This window comes from Flavobacterium sp. (genome assembly GCF_965657075.1).
In the GTDB taxonomy this organism is placed as follows: Bacteria; Bacteroidota; Bacteroidia; order Flavobacteriales; family Flavobacteriaceae; genus Flavobacterium.
On the sequence record NZ_CBFHMV010000019.1, the window covers coordinates 32374 to 51142 of the forward strand.

12 protein-coding genes and 1 pseudogene are annotated in these 18769 nt (G+C 31.6%); 5 read left to right on the forward strand and 8 right to left on the reverse strand.

Translation table 11 applies throughout. The features are described 5' to 3' along the window. Positions 1 to 11: 11 nt before the first annotated feature. The 3 genes from mdh (at position 12) to ACTF56_RS10420 (ending at position 4775) form a co-directional block, all read left to right on the forward strand. The gene (mdh, locus tag ACTF56_RS10410) at positions 12 to 944 is read left to right on the forward strand and encodes a malate dehydrogenase (RefSeq protein WP_438966844.1); all 933 of its coding nucleotides are present in this window, start codon (positions 12 to 14) and stop codon (positions 942 to 944) included. Positions 945 to 1127: 183 nt separating this feature from the next. Further along, the gene (secDF, locus tag ACTF56_RS10415; RefSeq protein WP_438966845.1) at positions 1128 to 4076 is read left to right on the forward strand and encodes a protein translocase subunit SecDF; all 2949 of its coding nucleotides are present in this window, start codon (positions 1128 to 1130) and stop codon (positions 4074 to 4076) included. Positions 4077 to 4175: 99 nt separating this feature from the next. Beyond that, the gene (locus ACTF56_RS10420; protein WP_438966846.1) at positions 4176 to 4775 is read left to right on the forward strand and encodes a hypothetical protein; all 600 of its coding nucleotides are present in this window, start codon (positions 4176 to 4178) and stop codon (positions 4773 to 4775) included. Positions 4776 to 4817: 42 nt separating this feature from the next. Here the strand turns inward: ACTF56_RS10420 and ACTF56_RS10425 are convergent, their stop codons facing one another. The 4 genes from ACTF56_RS10425 to ACTF56_RS10440 form a co-directional block, all read right to left on the reverse strand. Further along, positions 4818 to 7217: a glycoside hydrolase family 31 protein gene (locus ACTF56_RS10425; RefSeq protein WP_438966847.1), complete on the reverse strand. Its 2400-nt coding sequence runs from the start codon at positions 7215 to 7217 to the stop codon at positions 4818 to 4820. 140 nt (positions 7218 to 7357) lie between these two features. After that, the gene (glgB, locus tag ACTF56_RS10430) at positions 7358 to 9265 is read right to left on the reverse strand and encodes a 1,4-alpha-glucan branching protein GlgB (RefSeq protein ID WP_438966848.1); all 1908 of its coding nucleotides are present in this window, start codon (positions 9263 to 9265) and stop codon (positions 7358 to 7360) included. A 3-nt stretch (positions 9266 to 9268) separates the two neighbouring features. Next, positions 9269 to 10534: a glucose-1-phosphate adenylyltransferase gene (locus tag ACTF56_RS10435; RefSeq protein WP_438966849.1), complete on the reverse strand. Its 1266-nt coding sequence runs from the start codon at positions 10532 to 10534 to the stop codon at positions 9269 to 9271. A 6-nt stretch (positions 10535 to 10540) separates the two neighbouring features. Then, a complete protein-coding gene (locus ACTF56_RS10440; RefSeq protein ID WP_438966850.1) occupies positions 10541 to 11950 on the reverse strand; it encodes a glycogen synthase in 1410 nt (469 codons plus the stop codon). Positions 11951 to 12140: 190 nt separating this feature from the next. On the opposite strand from ACTF56_RS10440, the gene ACTF56_RS10445 reads away from it, so the two are divergent. After that, a complete protein-coding gene (locus ACTF56_RS10445) occupies positions 12141 to 12593 on the forward strand; it encodes a hypothetical protein (RefSeq protein ID WP_438966851.1) in 453 nt (150 codons plus the stop codon). 2 nt (positions 12594 to 12595) lie between these two features. Here the strand turns inward: ACTF56_RS10445 and lgt are convergent, their stop codons facing one another. From lgt to folE, 4 genes are all read right to left on the reverse strand, one after another. Next, complete coding sequence (lgt, locus tag ACTF56_RS10450; RefSeq protein WP_438966852.1) at positions 12596 to 13525, reverse strand: prolipoprotein diacylglyceryl transferase; 930 nt, start codon at positions 13523 to 13525, stop codon at positions 12596 to 12598. Positions 13526 to 13664: 139 nt separating this feature from the next. Continuing rightward, on the reverse strand, positions 13665 to 13892 hold the full coding sequence (gene yidD, locus ACTF56_RS10455) for a membrane protein insertion efficiency factor YidD (protein ID WP_438966856.1): 228 nt from the start codon (positions 13890 to 13892) through the stop codon (positions 13665 to 13667). Positions 13893 to 14043: 151 nt separating this feature from the next. After that, complete coding sequence (gene cysS, locus ACTF56_RS10460) at positions 14044 to 15528, reverse strand: cysteine--tRNA ligase (RefSeq protein ID WP_438966853.1); 1485 nt, start codon at positions 15526 to 15528, stop codon at positions 14044 to 14046. Positions 15529 to 15684: 156 nt separating this feature from the next. After that, entirely contained in the window at positions 15685 to 16356 is a 672-nt protein-coding gene (folE, locus tag ACTF56_RS10465) for a GTP cyclohydrolase I FolE (protein WP_438966854.1), read from the reverse strand. Between the two features lie 155 nt (positions 16357 to 16511). On the opposite strand from folE, the pseudogene ACTF56_RS10470 reads away from it, so the two are divergent. Further along, positions 16512 to 18769: pseudogene (locus tag ACTF56_RS10470) on the forward strand (hypothetical protein); the annotation flags it as partial.

An 18769-nucleotide genomic window follows, 5' to 3' on the forward strand; every position in this document is an offset into this window, starting at 1 on the left:
AATAATTAAATATGAAAGTTACAATAGTAGGTGCTGGTAATGTTGGTGCTACTTGTGCAGATGTTATTTCTTACAGAGGAATTGCAAGTGAAGTAGTTTTATTAGACATCAAAGAAGGTTTTGCAGAAGGAAAAGCAATGGATATTATGCAATGTGCTACTACAACAGGATTTAATACTGTAGTATCAGGAAGCACCAATGATTATTCCAAAACAGCTAATTCTGATGTTGTAGTAATTACATCAGGTATTCCAAGAAAACCTGGAATGACTCGTGAAGAATTAATCGGAATCAATGCTGGAATTGTAAAATCAGTGGCAGAAAATATTTTAGCACATTCTCCAAACACAATAATTGTAGTAGTTTCTAATCCTATGGATACGATGACTTACTTGACATTAAAAGCAACAGGACTACCAAAAAATAGAGTAATTGGTATGGGTGGAGCTTTAGACAGTTCTCGTTTTAAATATTACTTATCTCAAGCTTTACAAAAACCATCAAATGACGTTCAAGGTATGGTAATTGGTGGTCATGGTGATACTACAATGATTCCTTTAACTAGATTGGCTTCTTATAATGGTTCACCAGTGGCTAATTTCTTATCTCAAGAAGAAATGGATAAAGTTGCTGCTTCAACAATGGTTGGTGGGGCAACTTTAACTGGGTTGTTAGGAACTTCTGCTTGGTATGCTCCTGGAGCTTCTGTAGCATTTTTAGTAGACTCTATTTTAAACGATCAAAAACGTATGATTCCTTGTTCTGTTATGTTGGATGGTGAATACGGTCAAAACGATATTTGCATCGGAGTTCCATGCATCATTGGTAAAAATGGTGTGGAACAAATTGTAGACATTCAATTAAATGAGGCAGAAAAAGCATTATTTGCCAAAAGCGCTGACGCAGTTAGAAATATGAATGCAGATTTAAAATCGGTATTGTAATAAACTAATTCAATAAAAATCAGGCTGTTAATTGTTAACAGCCTTTTTTATTTTCTTTAAATGAGTAGAAATGCTTTTTAAAGTACTAAATATTTAACATTAGTATAAAATAAAATTGTATAATCCTATTGTATAGTATATATTTGTCCGTTTTTTAAAATACAATAAATAAATTTTTGAATAATGCAGAATAAAGGACTTATTAAATTTTTCGCAATTATTTTTGCTGTAGCATGTATCTACCAATTGTCATTTACATTCGTAGCAAATAGTTACAAAGAAAAAGCAAAATCATTTGCTAATGGAAATCCATTAAAAGAACAAAGTTATTTAGATTCAATTAGTAACAAAGAAGTGTACATGGGCTACACTTTCAATCAAGTTACAGAAAAACAAATCAACAAAGGTCTTGACTTAGAAGGAGGGATTAACGTAATTCTTCAAATTTCAGTTAAAGATATTTTAAATGGTTTAGCTAATAATTCTAAAAACCCAGTTTTTGTTAAAGCTTTGGCTGAAACATCAAAAAATCAAGTAGGTAATCAAACGTATTTTGATGCCTTTTTTGAAACTTTTGAAAAAGAAGCTGCTGCTACAAAAACACAATTAGCAAGTCCAGATATTTTTTTAACCAAAACATTAAACGAAGTAGTTAAAATTGGAATGACTAACGATCAAGTTAAACCAATTTTAAAACAAGAAGTTATAAAATCTGTAGAAAGTGCTTTTGAAGTACTAAGAAAACGTATCGATCAATTTGGAGTTACACAACCAAACATTCAAATGTTAGGAGATACGGGTAGAATCTTAGTTGAATTACCAGGAGCAAAAGATGTGGATCGTATCAAAAAATTATTACAAGGAACAGCTCAGTTAGAGTTTTGGGAAACGTATAAAATTGATGAGGTATATCAATATTTTGGAGCTATTAATGAAGAGTTAAAGAAAACCGAAATTAGTACTACTGATGCTGCTGTTGCAGAAGTTAAAAAAACAGGTATAGATTCATTACTTACCGATAAGAATGATACTTTAAAAACTCAAGTAAATCCATTATTTGATAAATTTCAAATGCAAACACAACAAGGAATATCTGTTGTAGGTTATGCAAAAGTGAAAGATACAGCTGTTATTAACAGTTACTTCAAAAGAAATAACATCAAAGCACTTATTCCTAACTCAATTGCAAATGTTAAGTTTGCTTGGGGAAAATCTAATGATGATAAAAATAAAGAAGCGGTTTTAGAATTGTACGCATTAAAAGGAAACAGATCAAATGAAGCTCCAATTAGTGGTGGTGTTATTACAAACGCAACGGATACTTATGATAGTTTTGGTAAACCAGCAGTAAGTATGCAAATGAACGGAACTGGTGCAAATGCATGGGAAAAAATGACTGGTGAAGTATCTAAACAAGGTAATGCTATAGCTATTACTCTTGACAATACAGTTTATTCTGCTCCAGGTGTGTCAAAAGGACCAATTTCTGGTGGAAGTTCTGAAATTTCAGGAAACTTTACAGTGGAAGAAACTAAGGATTTAGCAAACGTTTTAAGAGCAGGTAAATTACCAGCAAGAGCAGATATTTTACAATCTGATGTAGTAGGTCCATCTTTAGGTATGGAAGCAATTGATAGTGGTATTATGTCATTCATCATTGGTTTCTCATTAGTACTTTTATGGATGATTTTCTATTATGGAAAAACAGGTTTCTATGCTAATTTAGCTTTATTAGTAAATATTTTATTCATTTTTGGTGTATTGGCAAGTTTTGGAGCTGTATTAACTTTACCTGGTATTGCTGGTATTGTTTTAACAATTGGTATGGCTGTTGATGCTAACGTAATTATCTTTGAAAGAGCTAAAGAAGAATTAGATTCAGGTAAAACAACCGAAGAGGCTGTAAACTATGCTTTCACATGGAAAGGAGCAATGTCATCTATTGTTGATGCAAACATTACAACTTTTATCACGGCATTAATTCTTTTCTTCTTAGGAACTGGACCAATAAAAGGTTTTGCAACTACATTATTAATTGGTATTTTAACTTCATTGTTTACTGCAATTTTCATAACAAGAATGTTGTTAGATTGGAGTTTATCAAAAGGGGAAAAATTAGCGTTTTCAACTGGAATCACTAAAAACTGGTTTAAAAACTTAAACTTCGATTTCTTAGGAAAAAGAAAAATTGCTTACGTGATTTCTGGTGTATTGATTATAGCAAGTTTAGCTTCTATTTTTACTAAAAAATTAAACTTAGGAGTAGATTTTGTTGGAGGTAGAACTTTCCAAGTAAGATTTGATCAACCCGTTGTTGCTCCTGATGTTGCAAAAGATTTAGTAGCTACTTTTGGAAGTGCAGAAGCTAAAGTATTTGGTAACGATAATCAGTTGAAAATTACTACTAAATATAAAGTTGACGAAGAAAGTGAAGGAGTAGATAAAGAAGTGAACGTAAAATTATACGAATCTTTAAAGAAATATTTGCCTAGTAATCTAACTTACGAAGAATTTGTAGTTACATCAGATACTAAAACTGTTGGAATCATGCAATCTTCTAAAGTTTCAGGAACCATTTCAAAAGATATTACTAAAAACTCTATTTGGGCTGTTGTAATTTCATTATTAGTTGTGTTCCTTTATTTAATGATTTCGTTCAGAAAATGGCAGTTTGGACTTGGTGCAGTTGCTGCAGTTGCTCATGACGTTATTATTGTTTTAGGTATTTTCTCATTCTTCTACAATGTATTGCCATTTAATATGGAAATTGATCAAGCATTTATTGCTGCAATCTTAACTGTAATTGGATATTCATTAAATGATACTGTAATTGTATTTGACCGTGTTAGAGAATATTTAAATTATAATTCAACAAAAGATTTTGATGGATTAACTAACAGAGCTTTAAATACAACTTTAAGTAGAACAATTAATACTTCTGCAACAACATTAGTAGTATTAATTGCCATATTCGCATTTGGTGGAGAAACTATTAGAGGGTTTGTATTTGCAATTTTAGTAGGTATATTAGTGGGAACATATTCTTCATTATTTGTAGCTACTCCAATCATGAGAGACTCTATGAGTGAAAAAGAAAAACTGAAAATGGCTGAATTCAAAAAAGAAGACTAGTCCATTAAATATATTTTAAAAAAAATCCTAAAATGAAAATTTTAGGATTTTTTTTTGAAAAACTCTATTTATATTTGAAAAACTTTTAATAGATAATTTATGAAATCATGTATTCAAAAACAGGCAAAACATTTATTGATTTTGTTAATGTTGCCGCTTTTTTCGTTAGCTCAAAATGAAGAAACAAAAGTGTATAAAGGCGAAATCAAATCCAATCTTTTTGATTTAGTAATTGGAAAATCTTTTAATGTAGGTTACGAACATTTTTTAAAAGGAAACCAATCCATTCAATTTGATGTAACCTTATTTGACACCTATTCTTATTTAGATGCTTCTTATTTAGAAAATAATGATTTGATAGGTTTGCAAGCTTCGTACAATATTTATTTCTCAAAAAACAAAAAGCAAAACGGGTTTATGTTTTTTCCATATTTAAAATACAGAATCGGAACGCAAGAAGTAAATGATTTTTATGTTTATGATCCAGTATCTGGAATATATGTTGAAGAAACTCAAGAAAATGACTTAAGTGGTTTAGAAGCTGGTTTTGGAATTGGACATAAATGGTTATTTAATGATAAAATTAGTCTTATGGTTGGTTCTCAAATTGCAAGAAATTTAACCAATACTAAAGAGATAAGTGATTATTATTCAGATATAAATTTTAAAGCTCATGTAACTTTAGGATTTAGATTATAAGTTAAAAAAGAAGACCTTAAAAATAAATTTAAGGTCTTTTTTTTATTTTCCAGTAATGTGAATTTCAGTAAATTCTTTGGAGATGATCATGATACTCTCTGAAGTAACATTAGATAATTCAAAGTTTTCATTGTCAATTTCAATTTTACCAATTTCAAAAGGCAATCCAATTAATTTTATTTCAAAAGTTTCATAAGGTGTTATGTATTTACCCGATTTGAATTGTTGAATAGTCAACGATTCTTTTTTTCCGACTAAAGTAAAGTTTCTAAGACTAAATCTTCCTTTCTTGTAATCGTAGCCATCATGAGCATCTTCATAAACCTCTGACTTTTCTTTTCCTTCCTTAAAATAAGCATCTAATTTTACTTGTGTGATTTCTTTTTCACCAACATATTGTTGAATTGGATATTTAGGAATAATAGCACCTTCTTTAATAAAAATAGGCATACTATCTAAATCTGCATCTACCCACATTTCTTGTTCCCCTTCAACAAGTTCATTATTCCAGAAATTATACCATTTTCCTCTAGGAATATACATGCGTCTCCCTTTTGCATTAGGTTCAGCAATTGGACATGCTAGAATCTTTTCACCAAAAATAAATTCATCATTTCTGTAATGCGTATGTTCATCTTCTTGATCAAAAAGCACTAAAGATTTTAAAATGGGTACACCTTCTTCGGCATATTTCCAAAAAGCAGTATATAAATAAGGTAACAATTGGTAACGAATTTCAATGAATTTTCTAACAACATCGGTAACTGTTTTGTCAAAAGCCCAAGGTTCTTGATGTCCATGATCACCTGATGAGTGTGTTCTACAAAATGGATGAAAAATTCCTAGTTGAATCCAACGGGCATATAATTCTCCGTTTGGTTGTTCGGCAAAACCTCCAATATCAGAACCAATAAAAGAAAAACCTGACATACACATTCTTTGTGCTTGAATGTTGGCAATATTCAAATGATCCCAAGTGGCCACGTTATCACCAGTCCAAGAAGAAGTATAGCGTTGTGTACCAGAATAAGCAGCTCTTGTTATAGCGAAAGGTCTTTTCGGATAAGCAAACTTTTTAATTCCTTGATAAGTTGCTCTTGCCATTTGCATTCCATACACGTTATGAGCTTTTCTGTGACTACAAGGATTTCCATCATAATCATGACGTACATCATTTGGGAATGTTTTTCCGGGAACATCCATAACTGCAGGTTCGTTCATGTCATTCCAGACACCTGCGACACCAATATCTTCAACTAATTCTTGGAATAAATTGGACCACCATTCTCTAACTTCAGGTTTAGTAAAATCTGGAAAATAACATTCACCAGGCCAAACTTTTCCTTTCATGTAAGGTCCATCGGCTCGTTTACAAAAATAATCTTTATCAAGTGCTTCTTTAAAAACACTATATTCCATATCAATTTTAATTCCAGGATCAATGATAACAATGGTTTTAAAGCCAACATCAGCTAATTCCTTCACCATTCGTTTTGGATCAGGGAAATAGTCATTATTCCAAGTAAAACAACGGAAACCTTCCATGTAATCAATATCTAAATAAATAGCATCACATGGAATTTGTAATTCTCTAAATTTAGCGGCAATTTCCTTAACATTGGATTCAGGGTAGTAACTCCATTTACATTGGTGATATCCTAATGCCCAAAGTGGAGGCATTTCATGAGGTTTTCCTGTTAAATCTGTATAATTGGCAACTACATCTGACATATCTGGTCCATAAATGAAGTAATAATTCATTTCTCCACCTTGAGCCCAAAAACTAGTTACATTTCTTCTTTCATGACAAAAGTCAAAGAAAGATCGGAATGTATTGTCAAAAAAGATTCCATACGATTTTTCGTGATGTAGACCTATATAAAACGGAATTGCTTTATAAATTGGATCAGTGTCTCTGCCATATGCATAAGAATCGGTTACCCAATTTTCAAATCTTTTGCCTTTTAGGTTGATGTGTACAGGTTTATCACCAAGACCATAATAACTTTCAGATGCTTGAGAAGTTTTAGACATTTTTACAATATCACCACCAAATTCATAGCTTTCTTCCCAATGAAAACCTAGTTCGTCATCACAAATTAAGGTTTTATCTTTGGCATCAAACATTTGAGTGTGTAAATCTGCTTTAAAAATGTAGCAAATTAATTTTTCAGTCGCAATACAATATTTTTCAGCATCTTCACTTATTTCAAGTTTATTATAACCCGTACTTGCGTATTTTGTAATTGCGTATGAAAAATCTTTTTCAAAAATAGAAGTTGTAGTATATCGAAAGCGAATAACACTATCTCTGACTATCGTTACTTGAAGAACAACGTTGTTTTCTGTAGTAAAATATAATCTATCAACATCTTTTCTATATGATACTATTTTGGATGGAAATAAATTTCCTTTTTGTTCTAATTCTGTATTTAAAATCATAAATCAATCAACATTTTTAATTAAGCGTAAACCTAATAAATTTTGTTCTTTTTAAAGGGTTCTTTTTGCTAAAAATTAAAGCAATTATTTTGGTTATTAATAAAAATAAGGCTGTTTTTTTGAATCTTGTTATAAATCTGTTATTTTAGGTTGAAAACGATTATTCCTAATGGTGGTAAGTCAATTTCAGCAGAAAATTCTTTTCCATTCCAAGTTGTTTTTTTTGAAGAAATAGTTTTGCTATTTGATATTCCTGAACCTCCATATTTAGATGCATCACTATTAAATATTTCTTTTAATTTTCCTTTTCGATGGACTCCAATTTTATATTTTGAATGGGTGTTTGGTGTAAAATTACAAACAACAATTACATCATCTTCAGGATTGTTTCCTTTTCTAATGTATGAAATCACTGAATTTTCATAATCGTCATAACTAATCCATTCAAAACCATCATGTGAAAATCCTTTTTCAAATAGAGCAGGAGAGGTTCTGTAAAAAGCATTCAAATCTTTAATAAAGTTTTGTGTATTTTTATGAGGTTCAAATGCCAATAAATTCCAATGTAAGCTACTTTGAAAATCCCATTCTTCATATTGTCCAAATTCACTTCCCATGAAATTTAATTTGGTTCCCGGATGTGTGAACATATAACCATAAAGCAGTCTTAAATTAGCAAAACGTTGCCATTCGTCACCGGGCATTCTTCCTAAAATAGAGTTTTTACCATAAACAACTTCATCATGAGAAAGCGGTAACATGAAATTTTCAGTAAAAGCGTAAGCCAAACTAAAAGTGATTTCATTTTGATGGTATTTTCTATAGATAGAATCCTTTTGAAAATATTCCAATGTATCGTGCATCCAACCCATCATCCATTTCATTCCAAAACCTAAGCCACCTAAAAAAACAGGTTTAGAAACTCCACTAAAAGCAGTAGATTCTTCAGCAATTGTCTGAACATCTGGGAAAGATTTATAGATTTCAACATTCAATTCCTTTAAGAACGAAATCGTATCTAAATTTTCATTGCCTCCAAATTCGTTGGGATCCCATTCACCGTCTTCACGAGAATAATCTAAATATAACATGGAAGCAACCGCATCCACACGTAATCCATCAATATGATATTGTTCCAACCAAAAAAGAGCATTACTAATTAAAAACGAACGTACTTCATTGCGACCATAATTAAAAATTAAACTCTTCCAATCTTGGTGATACCCTTTTTTCCTGTCTGGATGTTCGTATAAATTTGAACCATCAAAAAATCCCAATCCATGTGCATCTTCCGGAAAATGAGAAGGAACCCAATCCAAAATTATTCCGATGCCGTTTTGATGTAATTTATCTACTAAATATTTAAACTCTTCAGGATAACCAAATCGAGAAGTAGGAGCAAAGTAACCTGTAATTTGATAACCCCAAGAAGGGTCGTAAGGATACTCCATTATAGGCATTAACTCTACATGGGTATAATTCATTTCTTTTAAATAATGGACTAAATCGGTTGCCAATTCAAAATAAGAAAGGGAACGATTTTCTTCAATCACTTTTTTCCATGAACCCAAATGCATTTCATATACAGAATAGGGTGCATCTAAAGCATTGTATTTTTTTCTGTTTTTGAGCCAATCGGTATCTTCCCATTTGTAATTGTCATCCCAAATTACAGAAGCTGTTTTTGGAGGATGTTCGCATCTTCTTGCATAAGGATCAGCTTTTTCAGTAATGACATTATTGATGTTGGAATGAATTTTATACTTGTAAAGATTTCCCTTACCAACTTGAGGAATAAAACCTTCCCAAATTCCAGAAGAATCCCAACGCACGTTTAATTTGTATTCACCATCAGTCCAATGATTGAAATCTCCAACTACAGAAACTTGCTGTGCAGAAGGAGCCCAAACGGCAAAATAAGTACCTTTTACACCATCAACAGTGGTGATGTGTGAACCCATTTTTTCGTACAATCGATAATGTTTTCCGCTTTTAAAAAGATTGATGTCAAAGTCAGTAAAAAGACTAAATGCTATTGTGTTTGCCATAGTTTATAAGGTAAATCCAGAAGGAATTACAGCTCCTTTTTTGATTACTACTATTCCGTCTTTTATTACATATGTGTCTGTTTCTGAATCTTCTAAATGTGTTCCTCCGATTATTTTTACATCATCACCAATTCTGCAATTTTTATCGAGGATAGCATTATTAATTACACAACGTTCACCAATTCCTAAAAGGATTTTAATGTGATTTTTTTCAATTTCTTCTAAGGATTCATAATAATCTGAACCCATCATGTAGGTGTTAGTTACAACAGAATCTTTACCAATTCTTGAACGAATTCCAATAACACAATGTTCAATTTTTTCAGCTTGAATGATACAACCTTCAGCAATTACAGCTTTTTCTAATTTTGTATTAGAATATTTTGAAGTAGGTAAAATTCTCGCTCTAGTATAAATACTATTATTTTTGTCATATAAGTTAAATTGAGGAATATCGTCTGTTAGACCTAAATTGGCTTCAAAGAAGGAGTCAATGTTTCCAATATCTGTCCAATAGCCTTCATATTGGTAACTAAAAACCCTATTATTATCAATGGCACCTGGAATAATTTCTTTTCCAAAATCATTGGTGTCTGGATTGCTCATCAAATCAATTAATAATTCTCTATTGAAGATGTAAATTCCCATTGAAGCTAGATAATTTTTGCCTTCTGCTTTCATTTCTTCACTGGTTTCTGAAGTCCAATTAGGTAATAAATCACTTGATGGTTTTTCTATAAATGAAGTAATTCTATCTTCAGCATTGGTTTTTAATATTCCAAAACCTGTTGCATCTTTATCATTCACAGGAATGGTTGCAATGGTAATTTCGGCATTATTATTTTCGTGAGCTTTTATCATGGCACCAAAATCCATTTGATACAATTGATCACCAGATAAAATTAAAGCATATTTGAAATCGTGACTTAAAAAATGATGCATGCTTTGACGCACAGCATCAGCTGTTCCTTGAAACCAAGTTTTATTATCAGGAGTTTGTTCAGCAGCCAAAACATCTACAAAGGCATCACTAAAAAAACTAAAACTATAAGTGTTTTTGATGTGTTTATTTAATGAAGCTGAATTAAATTGTGTTAAAACAAACATTCTTTTGATATCAGAATTAATACAATTTGAAATTGGAATATCTACTAATCGATACTTCCCTGCAATCGGAACAGCAGGTTTAGATCGAGATTGTGTTAATGGATGAAGTCTTGAACCTTGTCCACCTCCAAGGATAATCGAAAGTACATCTTTGTTAATCATAAGTAGTTATTTTTTTAATAAGGATTGATATAGATTGTTGTATTCATTTGCAGAAACATACCAAGAATGGTCAATTTCCATAATTTCTTTTCTTGTTTTATTGAATTTGGTTTTATTGCTGTAAAATGAAGTAGCTCTTGAAATGGCATGTAAAATTTGATTGACTTCCACATCTTCATGAATGAATCCGAAACCGTCATTTTCAATGTCAACAATGGTATCTTTTAAACCACCAATATTTCTAACAATTGGAATAGTTCCATAGCGTAAAGCGTACATTTGATTTAAACCACAAGGTTCCACGCGAGAAGGCATTAAAAGAAAATCGGCTCCAGCATAAATAATGTGCGATAATTTTTCATCGTAACCAATGAAAGCATAATAATAGTTTTCATGTTTAGCAATTAATTGTTTAAGTTGGATTTGAGTTTCTTCGCTTCCTGAACCTAATACTAAAACGGAAATTTCTTTGTTAGCTAGAGCTTTTTCTAAAACTTCAGGAAGTAAATCGGTTCCTTTTTCGTGAACTAATCTACCAATAAAAGCAAATAGTGGTTTTGATTCATCCAAATTGAAAGTCTCACACAACCATTTTTTATTAGCTTCTCTTCCCGATTTTATGGTTCTATTATTATAATTTTTGATAATGAATTCATCAGTTTGAGGATTCCATACTTCGGAATCAATTCCGTTTAAAATTCCGTGACATTTGGCACTTTCGTGACTTAACAGGCTTTCTAAACCATTGGCATTTTCTTTCAATTCTTCCATATAACTTGGAGAAACTGTTGTAACTGCCCAAGCACATTTTATTGCGGCAGCTAAAGAATTTATTTGGTAATTCCAATCGAGTAAACCAAAATTAATGGGATTGAATTCTGGAATTAAATTTGCTTTTTCATGGGAAAACCAACCTTGATATTGCGCATTATGAATGGTTAAAATAACCGGAATTTTATTTAAAGATTCATATTTAAACGATTCTTGTAACATAAAAGGAATTAAACTTGTATGATGGTCGTGGCAATGAATAATGGATGGTTTTGTTTTCCAGGTTAGCATCCAATCTAAAGTAGCAATTTGAAAAGCCAGAAAACGATTGGTATCATCAAAAGAATAGACATAATCTTTAAATAATAAATCTGGAACATCAATAAAAAACACATCAAAATCAAGAATATTTTCTTTTAATGTTAAAACCCGATAATTATAAGATATGATATCTAGTTTGAGTTCAGATTCGTACAGACTTTCAAAATCATGTTCATTAGTAAACTTGTTATTGTAAAATGGCATGATAACCTGAGCAACATTATTCTTGTTTTGTTGGTATTTTGGAAGTGCTCCAACTACATCTGCAAGTCCGCCAACTTTAGCAATAGGATAACATTCCGCACTAATATGTGTGATTTTCATTTTAGTCTTTTAATTAGACCTAAAAGATAAGAAAAAAAATACAGTAAACCATTGTCTTACTTATTTTTGAATAAATTTCAATTGATTGACAGTTCTTAAGTTGTTCAATGAATAATATGTATCAAAAACTAATTTTTGGATCATATATACTAAAATTTTGTGGTTTTCGTTTTTAAATAAAACAAATCTTATGAAAAAAATAATACCGATTATCGCTTTTTTAGTTATTTTATCCTGTAACAAAGATAATGTCTTTCATAAATTTGATAAAGATTTTGAGTCTAATCGTTGGTCTAAATTAGACATAAAAAAGTATGATTTTGAAATTTCAGAACCAAATAAGTATGATGTTATTCTTGAATTTTCTCATATTTACGATTATGATATGGAAAGTATTCCATTGTTAATTAAAATACAATCACCTGATGGAACTGAAACCAATGAAAAATTAGAATTACCTATAAAAGATAAATCTGGAAAGCATTTAGCGGATTGTTCAGGAGATATTTGTGATTTAAAATACGTTTTAAAACCAAATTACGATTTAGAAAAAGGTAACTACTCCATTTCTATTTCAAATACTTCTAAATTCGGATTTTTACCCAACGTTTTAGGAATTGGATTGAAAGTGAAAAAAAGTTAAAATTAGGCAGTTTTTTTAGCTCTATAAATGAAGTAAAATCCAGCAATGATAAAAGGAATACTTAACCATTGACCGGTTGAAAGTGCGTTAAATGTTTCCATTTCTTCAAAACCACCTTGACTTCCTTTAACGTATTCTACAAAGAAACGAACCGTCCAAAGTAATACTAAAAAAGTACCAAATAAAAGTCCTTGCTTATTTCTTGCTTCCGTTTTCCAATACATGTAAAAAAGAACAGCAAAAACAAAAATATATCCAAATGATTCATACAATTGCGCTGGATGTTTTGGAGTAACTTCTGCCAACAAATCAGCATATTTTGGATCATTTGCAATGGCATTATAGGCTTCATTTGGGTCTATAATTTGAGTCTTTACAGAAGCTTCTCTTGGTGAAAAATAATCCTTAACGAATTTAATTCCGAATGAAGAATTAGTTTCATTACCAACAATTTCAGAATTCATAAAATTACCAATTCTTACAAAAATTGCACCGCTGGCAACTGGAATTACAATTCTATCCAAAACCCATAAAATAGGACGCTTGATGATTTTTTTACTATAGTAAAACATTACTATGATTATTGCAATTGCAGCACCATGACTTGCTAATCCACTAAAACCAGTAAATTCCCAACCTGATTGGGTTTCTTTCATTGGTAATAATATTTCTAAAGGATGTTGACTGAAATACGCCCAATCATAAAAAAACACATGACCTAGTCTTGCTCCAATCAAAGTAGCAAAAACGGTAAACATGAATAAGTTGTCTAGTTTTTCAATAGATTCATTTTCACGAACAAAAATAGCTTTCATAATATACCATCCCAGTCCAAAGGCTACAACGAACATTAAACTATAAAAACGAATTGTAATAAAACCCAAATCAAATCCTTCACTTGGATTCCAAACAATATTTAAAGCGTTATTCATAAGAGTATTTTCTATTTTGAGGTAAAAATAAAGATTATTATTTGTTTAGGTGTTAAAAAAAAGAAAATTCCTATTCATTAAATTACAATTTCCAAAAATTGCTGCAAGCTAAAATCGTTAATTTTAAATTTAAAATCTTTTACGGTACAGGGTCATAACCACTTTTTCCCCATGGATGACAACTTGCTATTCTTTTTACAGCCAACCAGCCTCCTTTAAATAAACCATGTTTTTGCAATGCTTCAACGGTGTAATGCGAACAAGTTGGTTCAAAACGGCAAGTTGCAGGTGTAAATGGAGAAATAGCCCCTTGATAAAAACGTACCAAAAGCACAAATGGGAAAATAAGTATCTTTTTTAAGCTCAAACTCAATGTAAATTCCAATATTTTAAATCTAAATTCCAAAAAAGAAATCAGATTTAATAGTTTAGATAATTCAAATTTCTCTATTTTCTCAAATCTGTGTTCCAAACTTTCTGCAATCAAAAATCGTTAATTATTATTCTTAATTTTTTACTTAAATCGAAAAATTTGTTCCGTCTTTGCCATCTTTCAAAATAACTCCAAGCCCTGCCAGTTTATCACGAATTTCATCAGATAAAGCCCAGTTTTTATTGGCTCTAGCTTCATTTCTCATTTCAATTAACATTTCAACTACGCCTTTTAATTTTGAAGAAGAAGTAGTGTCTTTAGAGGCTTCCAAATTAATTCCTAAAACATCGATTACAAAAGTCTTTAAGGTGCTAATCAAAATTTCTAAATCAGTTTCAGTGATTGTTGCTTTTTTATCATTAATTACATTAATAAAGCGTACACCCTCAAAAAGTTGTGCAATTAAAACTGGAGTATTAAAATCGTCATTCATTGCATTGTAACAACTTTTGCTCCACTCAGAAATGTCAAAAGTAGAAGTAGAACTTGCAGTAAGATTTTTAGCTAAATTATAAGCTTCAGTCATTTTGTTATACCCTTTTTCACTGGCTAACATAGCTTCATTGGAGATGTCTAAAACGCTTCTGTAATGCGCTTGCATGAAATTAAATCGCACCACATTGGCATTAAAGGGTTTTTCAAAAAACGTATTTTCTCCAAAAAGCAATTCCATAGGTAAAATATAGTTACCAGTAGATTTACTCATTCTTAAGCCATTCATGGTAAGCATGTTGGTATGCATCCAAGTCTTTACAGGAGCATGACCAAAACAACCTTTAGCTTGTGCAACTTCGCATTCATGGTGCGGGAATTTCAAGTCCATTCCACCGCCATGAATGTCAAAAGTTTCTCCTAAATATTTTGTACTCATTGCAGTACATTCCAAATGCCATCCTGGAAAACCAGCTCCCCAAGGAGAATTCCAACGCATAATGTGTGCTGGAGAAGCATTTTTCCATAAAGCAAAATCTTGAGGATTCCTTTTTTCGGATTGCCCGTCTAAATCACGAGTATTGGCAAATAATTCTTCAATATTTCGATTGCTTAGTTCGCCATAATTTAAGCCTTTTTTGTTATAAGCCAAAACATCAAAATAAACAGAACCTTGGCTTTCATAAGCTAATTCTGAATCAATTAGTTTTTCAATTAATTCAATTTGTTCCATTATATGTCCCGTTGCAGTGGGTTCAATAGTTGGAGGAAGAAAGTTAAATGTATTCAAAACATTATGAAAATCAACCGTGTATTTCTGTACAATTTCCATAGGTTCTAACTTTTCCAAACGCGATTGTTTTACAAATCGATCATTGGCAACATCACCATCATCTGTTAAATGACCTGCATCGGTAATGTTTCTAACATATCTTACTTTGTATTCTAAATGATTTAAATATCTAAAAATCATGTCAAAACTCATAAAAGTTCTCACGTTTCCTAAATGAACATTGCTGTAAACAGTTGGTCCACAAACATACATTCCAATAGTTCCTTCATGAATAGGTTTAAAAAGTTCCTTTTCACCAGATAGGGTATTGTAAATTTTTAAAGGCTGATTTTTATATAATTCCATGTGTTTTTTAATTCTTATTTTTAGAAGCTAATCCTGCTATTCACTGTATCTTTTTTTGTTGAAAAAGATTTAAAATACAACTCATTTCAAAACAAAAAAAGGATGCCGTTACTATCAGGGCTAGGGGTTGAGCGTTAAAATCAAAATCTTAAACAATTAAAATTTAGTTTCTAAATTGATGTAGTTAAGAAATTCCTTTCTAACGTTTTCTTCTTTAAATTTACCACCAAATTCAGCAGTAACCGTACTGCTTTCAATATCCTTAATTCCTCTTGAGTTGACGCACAAATGCTTGGCATCAATTACACAAGCAACATCTTCAGTACCTAAAACTTTTTTTAATTCTTCAACAATTTGAATATTTAATCGTTCTTGAACTTGAGGTCTTTTAGCAAAATAATCCACAATTCTATTCATTTTTGATAATCCAACTACGGTACCTTTCGAAATGTAAGCAACATGAGCTCTACCAACTATTGGAAGTAAATGATGCTCACAAGTTGAATAAACTACAATGTTTTTTTCAACTAGCATTTCGTTGTATTTGTATTTGTTATCAAATGTTGATGAACTTGGTTTTCTAGCTGGGTTTAAGCCGCCAAAAATTTCTTTTACAAACATTTTTGCAACACGATTTGGAGTGCCTTTTAAACTATCATCCTCCAAGTCCATTCCTAAGGTAAGTAAAATGTTTTCAACATCTTTTTTAATGGATGCTATTTTTTCGTCGTCTGTTAGTACAAAGGCATCTTTTCTAAGAGGAGTTTCAGCACTTGTGGCAATGTGATTATCACCCAATTCATTTATTATTTCTTCGTTTTCTGGCATGTTTTATTATTGTAATTTGCATTTTTTTCGATTGGGCAAAGATAAATAATAAAAACATAATTAAGAATGGAAATGTTAAAACATTAATTTTTAACTTTTTTTATTAAATTATTTGTTAAAATTATGTATTTTTAGACCCTCAAAAAAAGAATAAAATGAGTTTAAGAAGAATAATATTATTTGTTACACTGTTAGTTACTAATTTTGTAATGGCTCAAGCACCAGGTTGTGCTAATGTAACCACACTTAATCCGTCCCCTATTTGTGAAGTTGGGCAGTGTAGTACAATTGAAGCAACTTATCTTGAAACAGGTCAAACCAATTCATATTCAGTAACTTCGGTTCCTTATGCACCGCCTTTTCCTTTTGTTGGAGGAACACCAGTTTCAGTAAACACAGATGATGTTTGGTCACCTTTAGTAACTTTACCATTTAATTTCTGCTTTTTTGGAGCAACTTATAATACCATTTTAGTAGGTTCTAATGGTGTCGTAACTTTTGGTGGTGGTGATTATAATCCTGGAGGAAATTGTGCATGGTCTTACAGCCAAACAGTTCCTAATACAGGTTTTCCTATTAGAAATGCTATATATGGTGTTTATCAGGATATTAATCCAAATGTTACACCAACACCACCAGCAACTTTAAGTATCAATTATCAAATTTTAGGTAGTTTTCCATGTAGAACTGCGGTAATTAACTTTTCGAATGTACCTCAATTTTCATGTAATAATTCAGTAGGGCTTCAAACTTCTCAAATTCTTTTGTACGAAACTACAAATGTTATTGAGGTTTATGTAAAAGATAGAACTCCATGTACAGGCTGGAATGGTGGTAGAGGAGTAATTGGTATTCAAAATACTGCAGGTACTTTAGGATACACACCACCAGGTAGAAATACTGGACCTTGGTCCGCTTCAAACGAAGCATGGAGATTTACACCATCAGGACCAAGCACGGTAACGTTTAATTGGTTAGAAAATGGAGTTGTTATCGGAAATAGTCCTTCTATGTCTGTTTGTCCAACCATAACAACAACTTACACAGCTCAAGCGATTTATGCTCCTTGTGGTACAGGAACACCAACTGTAGTTACAGATTTTGTTACTGTTGAAGTATTTGAAGGCATTGACAATGAACTTCCAAATGATTTAGCTGTTTGTGATACAGGAGCTTCATCTTACATTTTTGACTTGACGCAAAATACTTCACAGGTTTTAGGAACCTTATCACCTTTTGAACATGAAATAGAATATTTTAATACACTCGCTGATGCTGAACAATATAACAATCCAATTTCAAATCCGTCCAATTATAATGGATTTTGTGACGAGGTTATTTATTTAAGAATTGATAATACGGTTTCATCATGTTATGAGGTGCATCCTTTTAATTTAATTTGCCTTCAGCAAACAACTCCTACGTTCACGCAATTAGGACCCTATTGTCAAAATCAATCACCTGATGCTTTGCCAACAACTTCAAATGAAGGGGTTACAGGGACTTGGAATCCACCAACAGTAGATACTTCTGTTTTAGGTACACTAACTTATACTTTTACTCCAGACGCACCAGGTTGTTCAGATACAACTACGATGGATATTACAATTTCACCTTTGCCTACTGCTACAATTGCTAATAGTACTACAATTTGTGAAGGTGAAACAGTTTTAGTTACCATATCTGGTACACCTAATGCTAGTGTTGATTTTCTAGAAGATGGTACAATTTCTACAACTATTGAACTTAACAATTCAGGAAATTTTTCTTTTACAACTTCTCCTTTATTTGCAGATAAAACTTATCAATTAACGTCTGTTACTTCTCAAGATCTTTGTACTCAAAACCTCAATCAAAGTATAGTAATTTTTGTTAATCCCCTTCCAACGGTTTCAATATCTACATCAACTCCTGAGGTTTGTTTTGGTGATGTTGCCACTTTAGATTTTGTGGGTACAGCAGATGCTACTGTTAATTATACTTTAAATGGATCTACGGCTTCTATTGTTTTGGATGGATCAGGATCTGCCTCAGTTACAACGACAGTAGATGCTATTTACTGTTTGGTAAGTGTTAGTTCGGCTACATTACCTGCATGTACATTTACTTTTACTCCTAATTCGGAGTGTGTAACGATTACGATATTACCATTACCAACGGCAAGTGTTTCTGCAGAAGATATTTGTGCGGGCGACACGGCAAATGTTGTTTTTACTGGTACGCCAGATGCTACTGTTAATTATACAGTCACAACAGTTTCAGGTACGGTTTCAGATTTTGTACAGTTAAATGCCTCAGGATCTGCCACTGTTTTCCAGATGCTTGATGCAACATATGATTTAGTGAGTGTGAGTTCTAATACGATACCTGTTTGTTCTCAATTGGTTTCTGGTTCAGCTACTGTCAACGTTTT

Coding starts and splice junctions, on each gene's coding strand:
- mdh (WP_438966844.1), top strand. CDS start 12: ATGAAAGTTACAATAGTAGGTGCTGGTAATGTTGGTGCTACTTGTGCA.
- secDF (WP_438966845.1), top strand. CDS start 1,128: ATGCAGAATAAAGGACTTATTAAATTTTTCGCAATTATTTTTGCTGTA.
- ACTF56_RS10420 (WP_438966846.1), top strand. CDS start 4,176: ATGAAATCATGTATTCAAAAACAGGCAAAACATTTATTGATTTTGTTA.
- ACTF56_RS10425 (WP_438966847.1), bottom strand. CDS start 7,217: ATGATTTTAAATACAGAATTAGAACAAAAAGGAAATTTATTTCCATCC.
- glgB (WP_438966848.1), bottom strand. CDS start 9,265: ATGGCAAACACAATAGCATTTAGTCTTTTTACTGACTTTGACATCAAT.
- ACTF56_RS10435 (WP_438966849.1), bottom strand. CDS start 10,534: ATGATTAACAAAGATGTACTTTCGATTATCCTTGGAGGTGGACAAGGT.
- ACTF56_RS10440 (WP_438966850.1), bottom strand. CDS start 11,950: ATGAAAATCACACATATTAGTGCGGAATGTTATCCTATTGCTAAAGTT.
- ACTF56_RS10445 (WP_438966851.1), top strand. CDS start 12,141: ATGAAAAAAATAATACCGATTATCGCTTTTTTAGTTATTTTATCCTGT.
- lgt (WP_438966852.1), bottom strand. CDS start 13,525: ATGAATAACGCTTTAAATATTGTTTGGAATCCAAGTGAAGGATTTGAT.
- cysS (WP_438966853.1), bottom strand. CDS start 15,528: ATGGAATTATATAAAAATCAGCCTTTAAAAATTTACAATACCCTATCT.
- folE (WP_438966854.1), bottom strand. CDS start 16,356: ATGCCAGAAAACGAAGAAATAATAAATGAATTGGGTGATAATCACATT.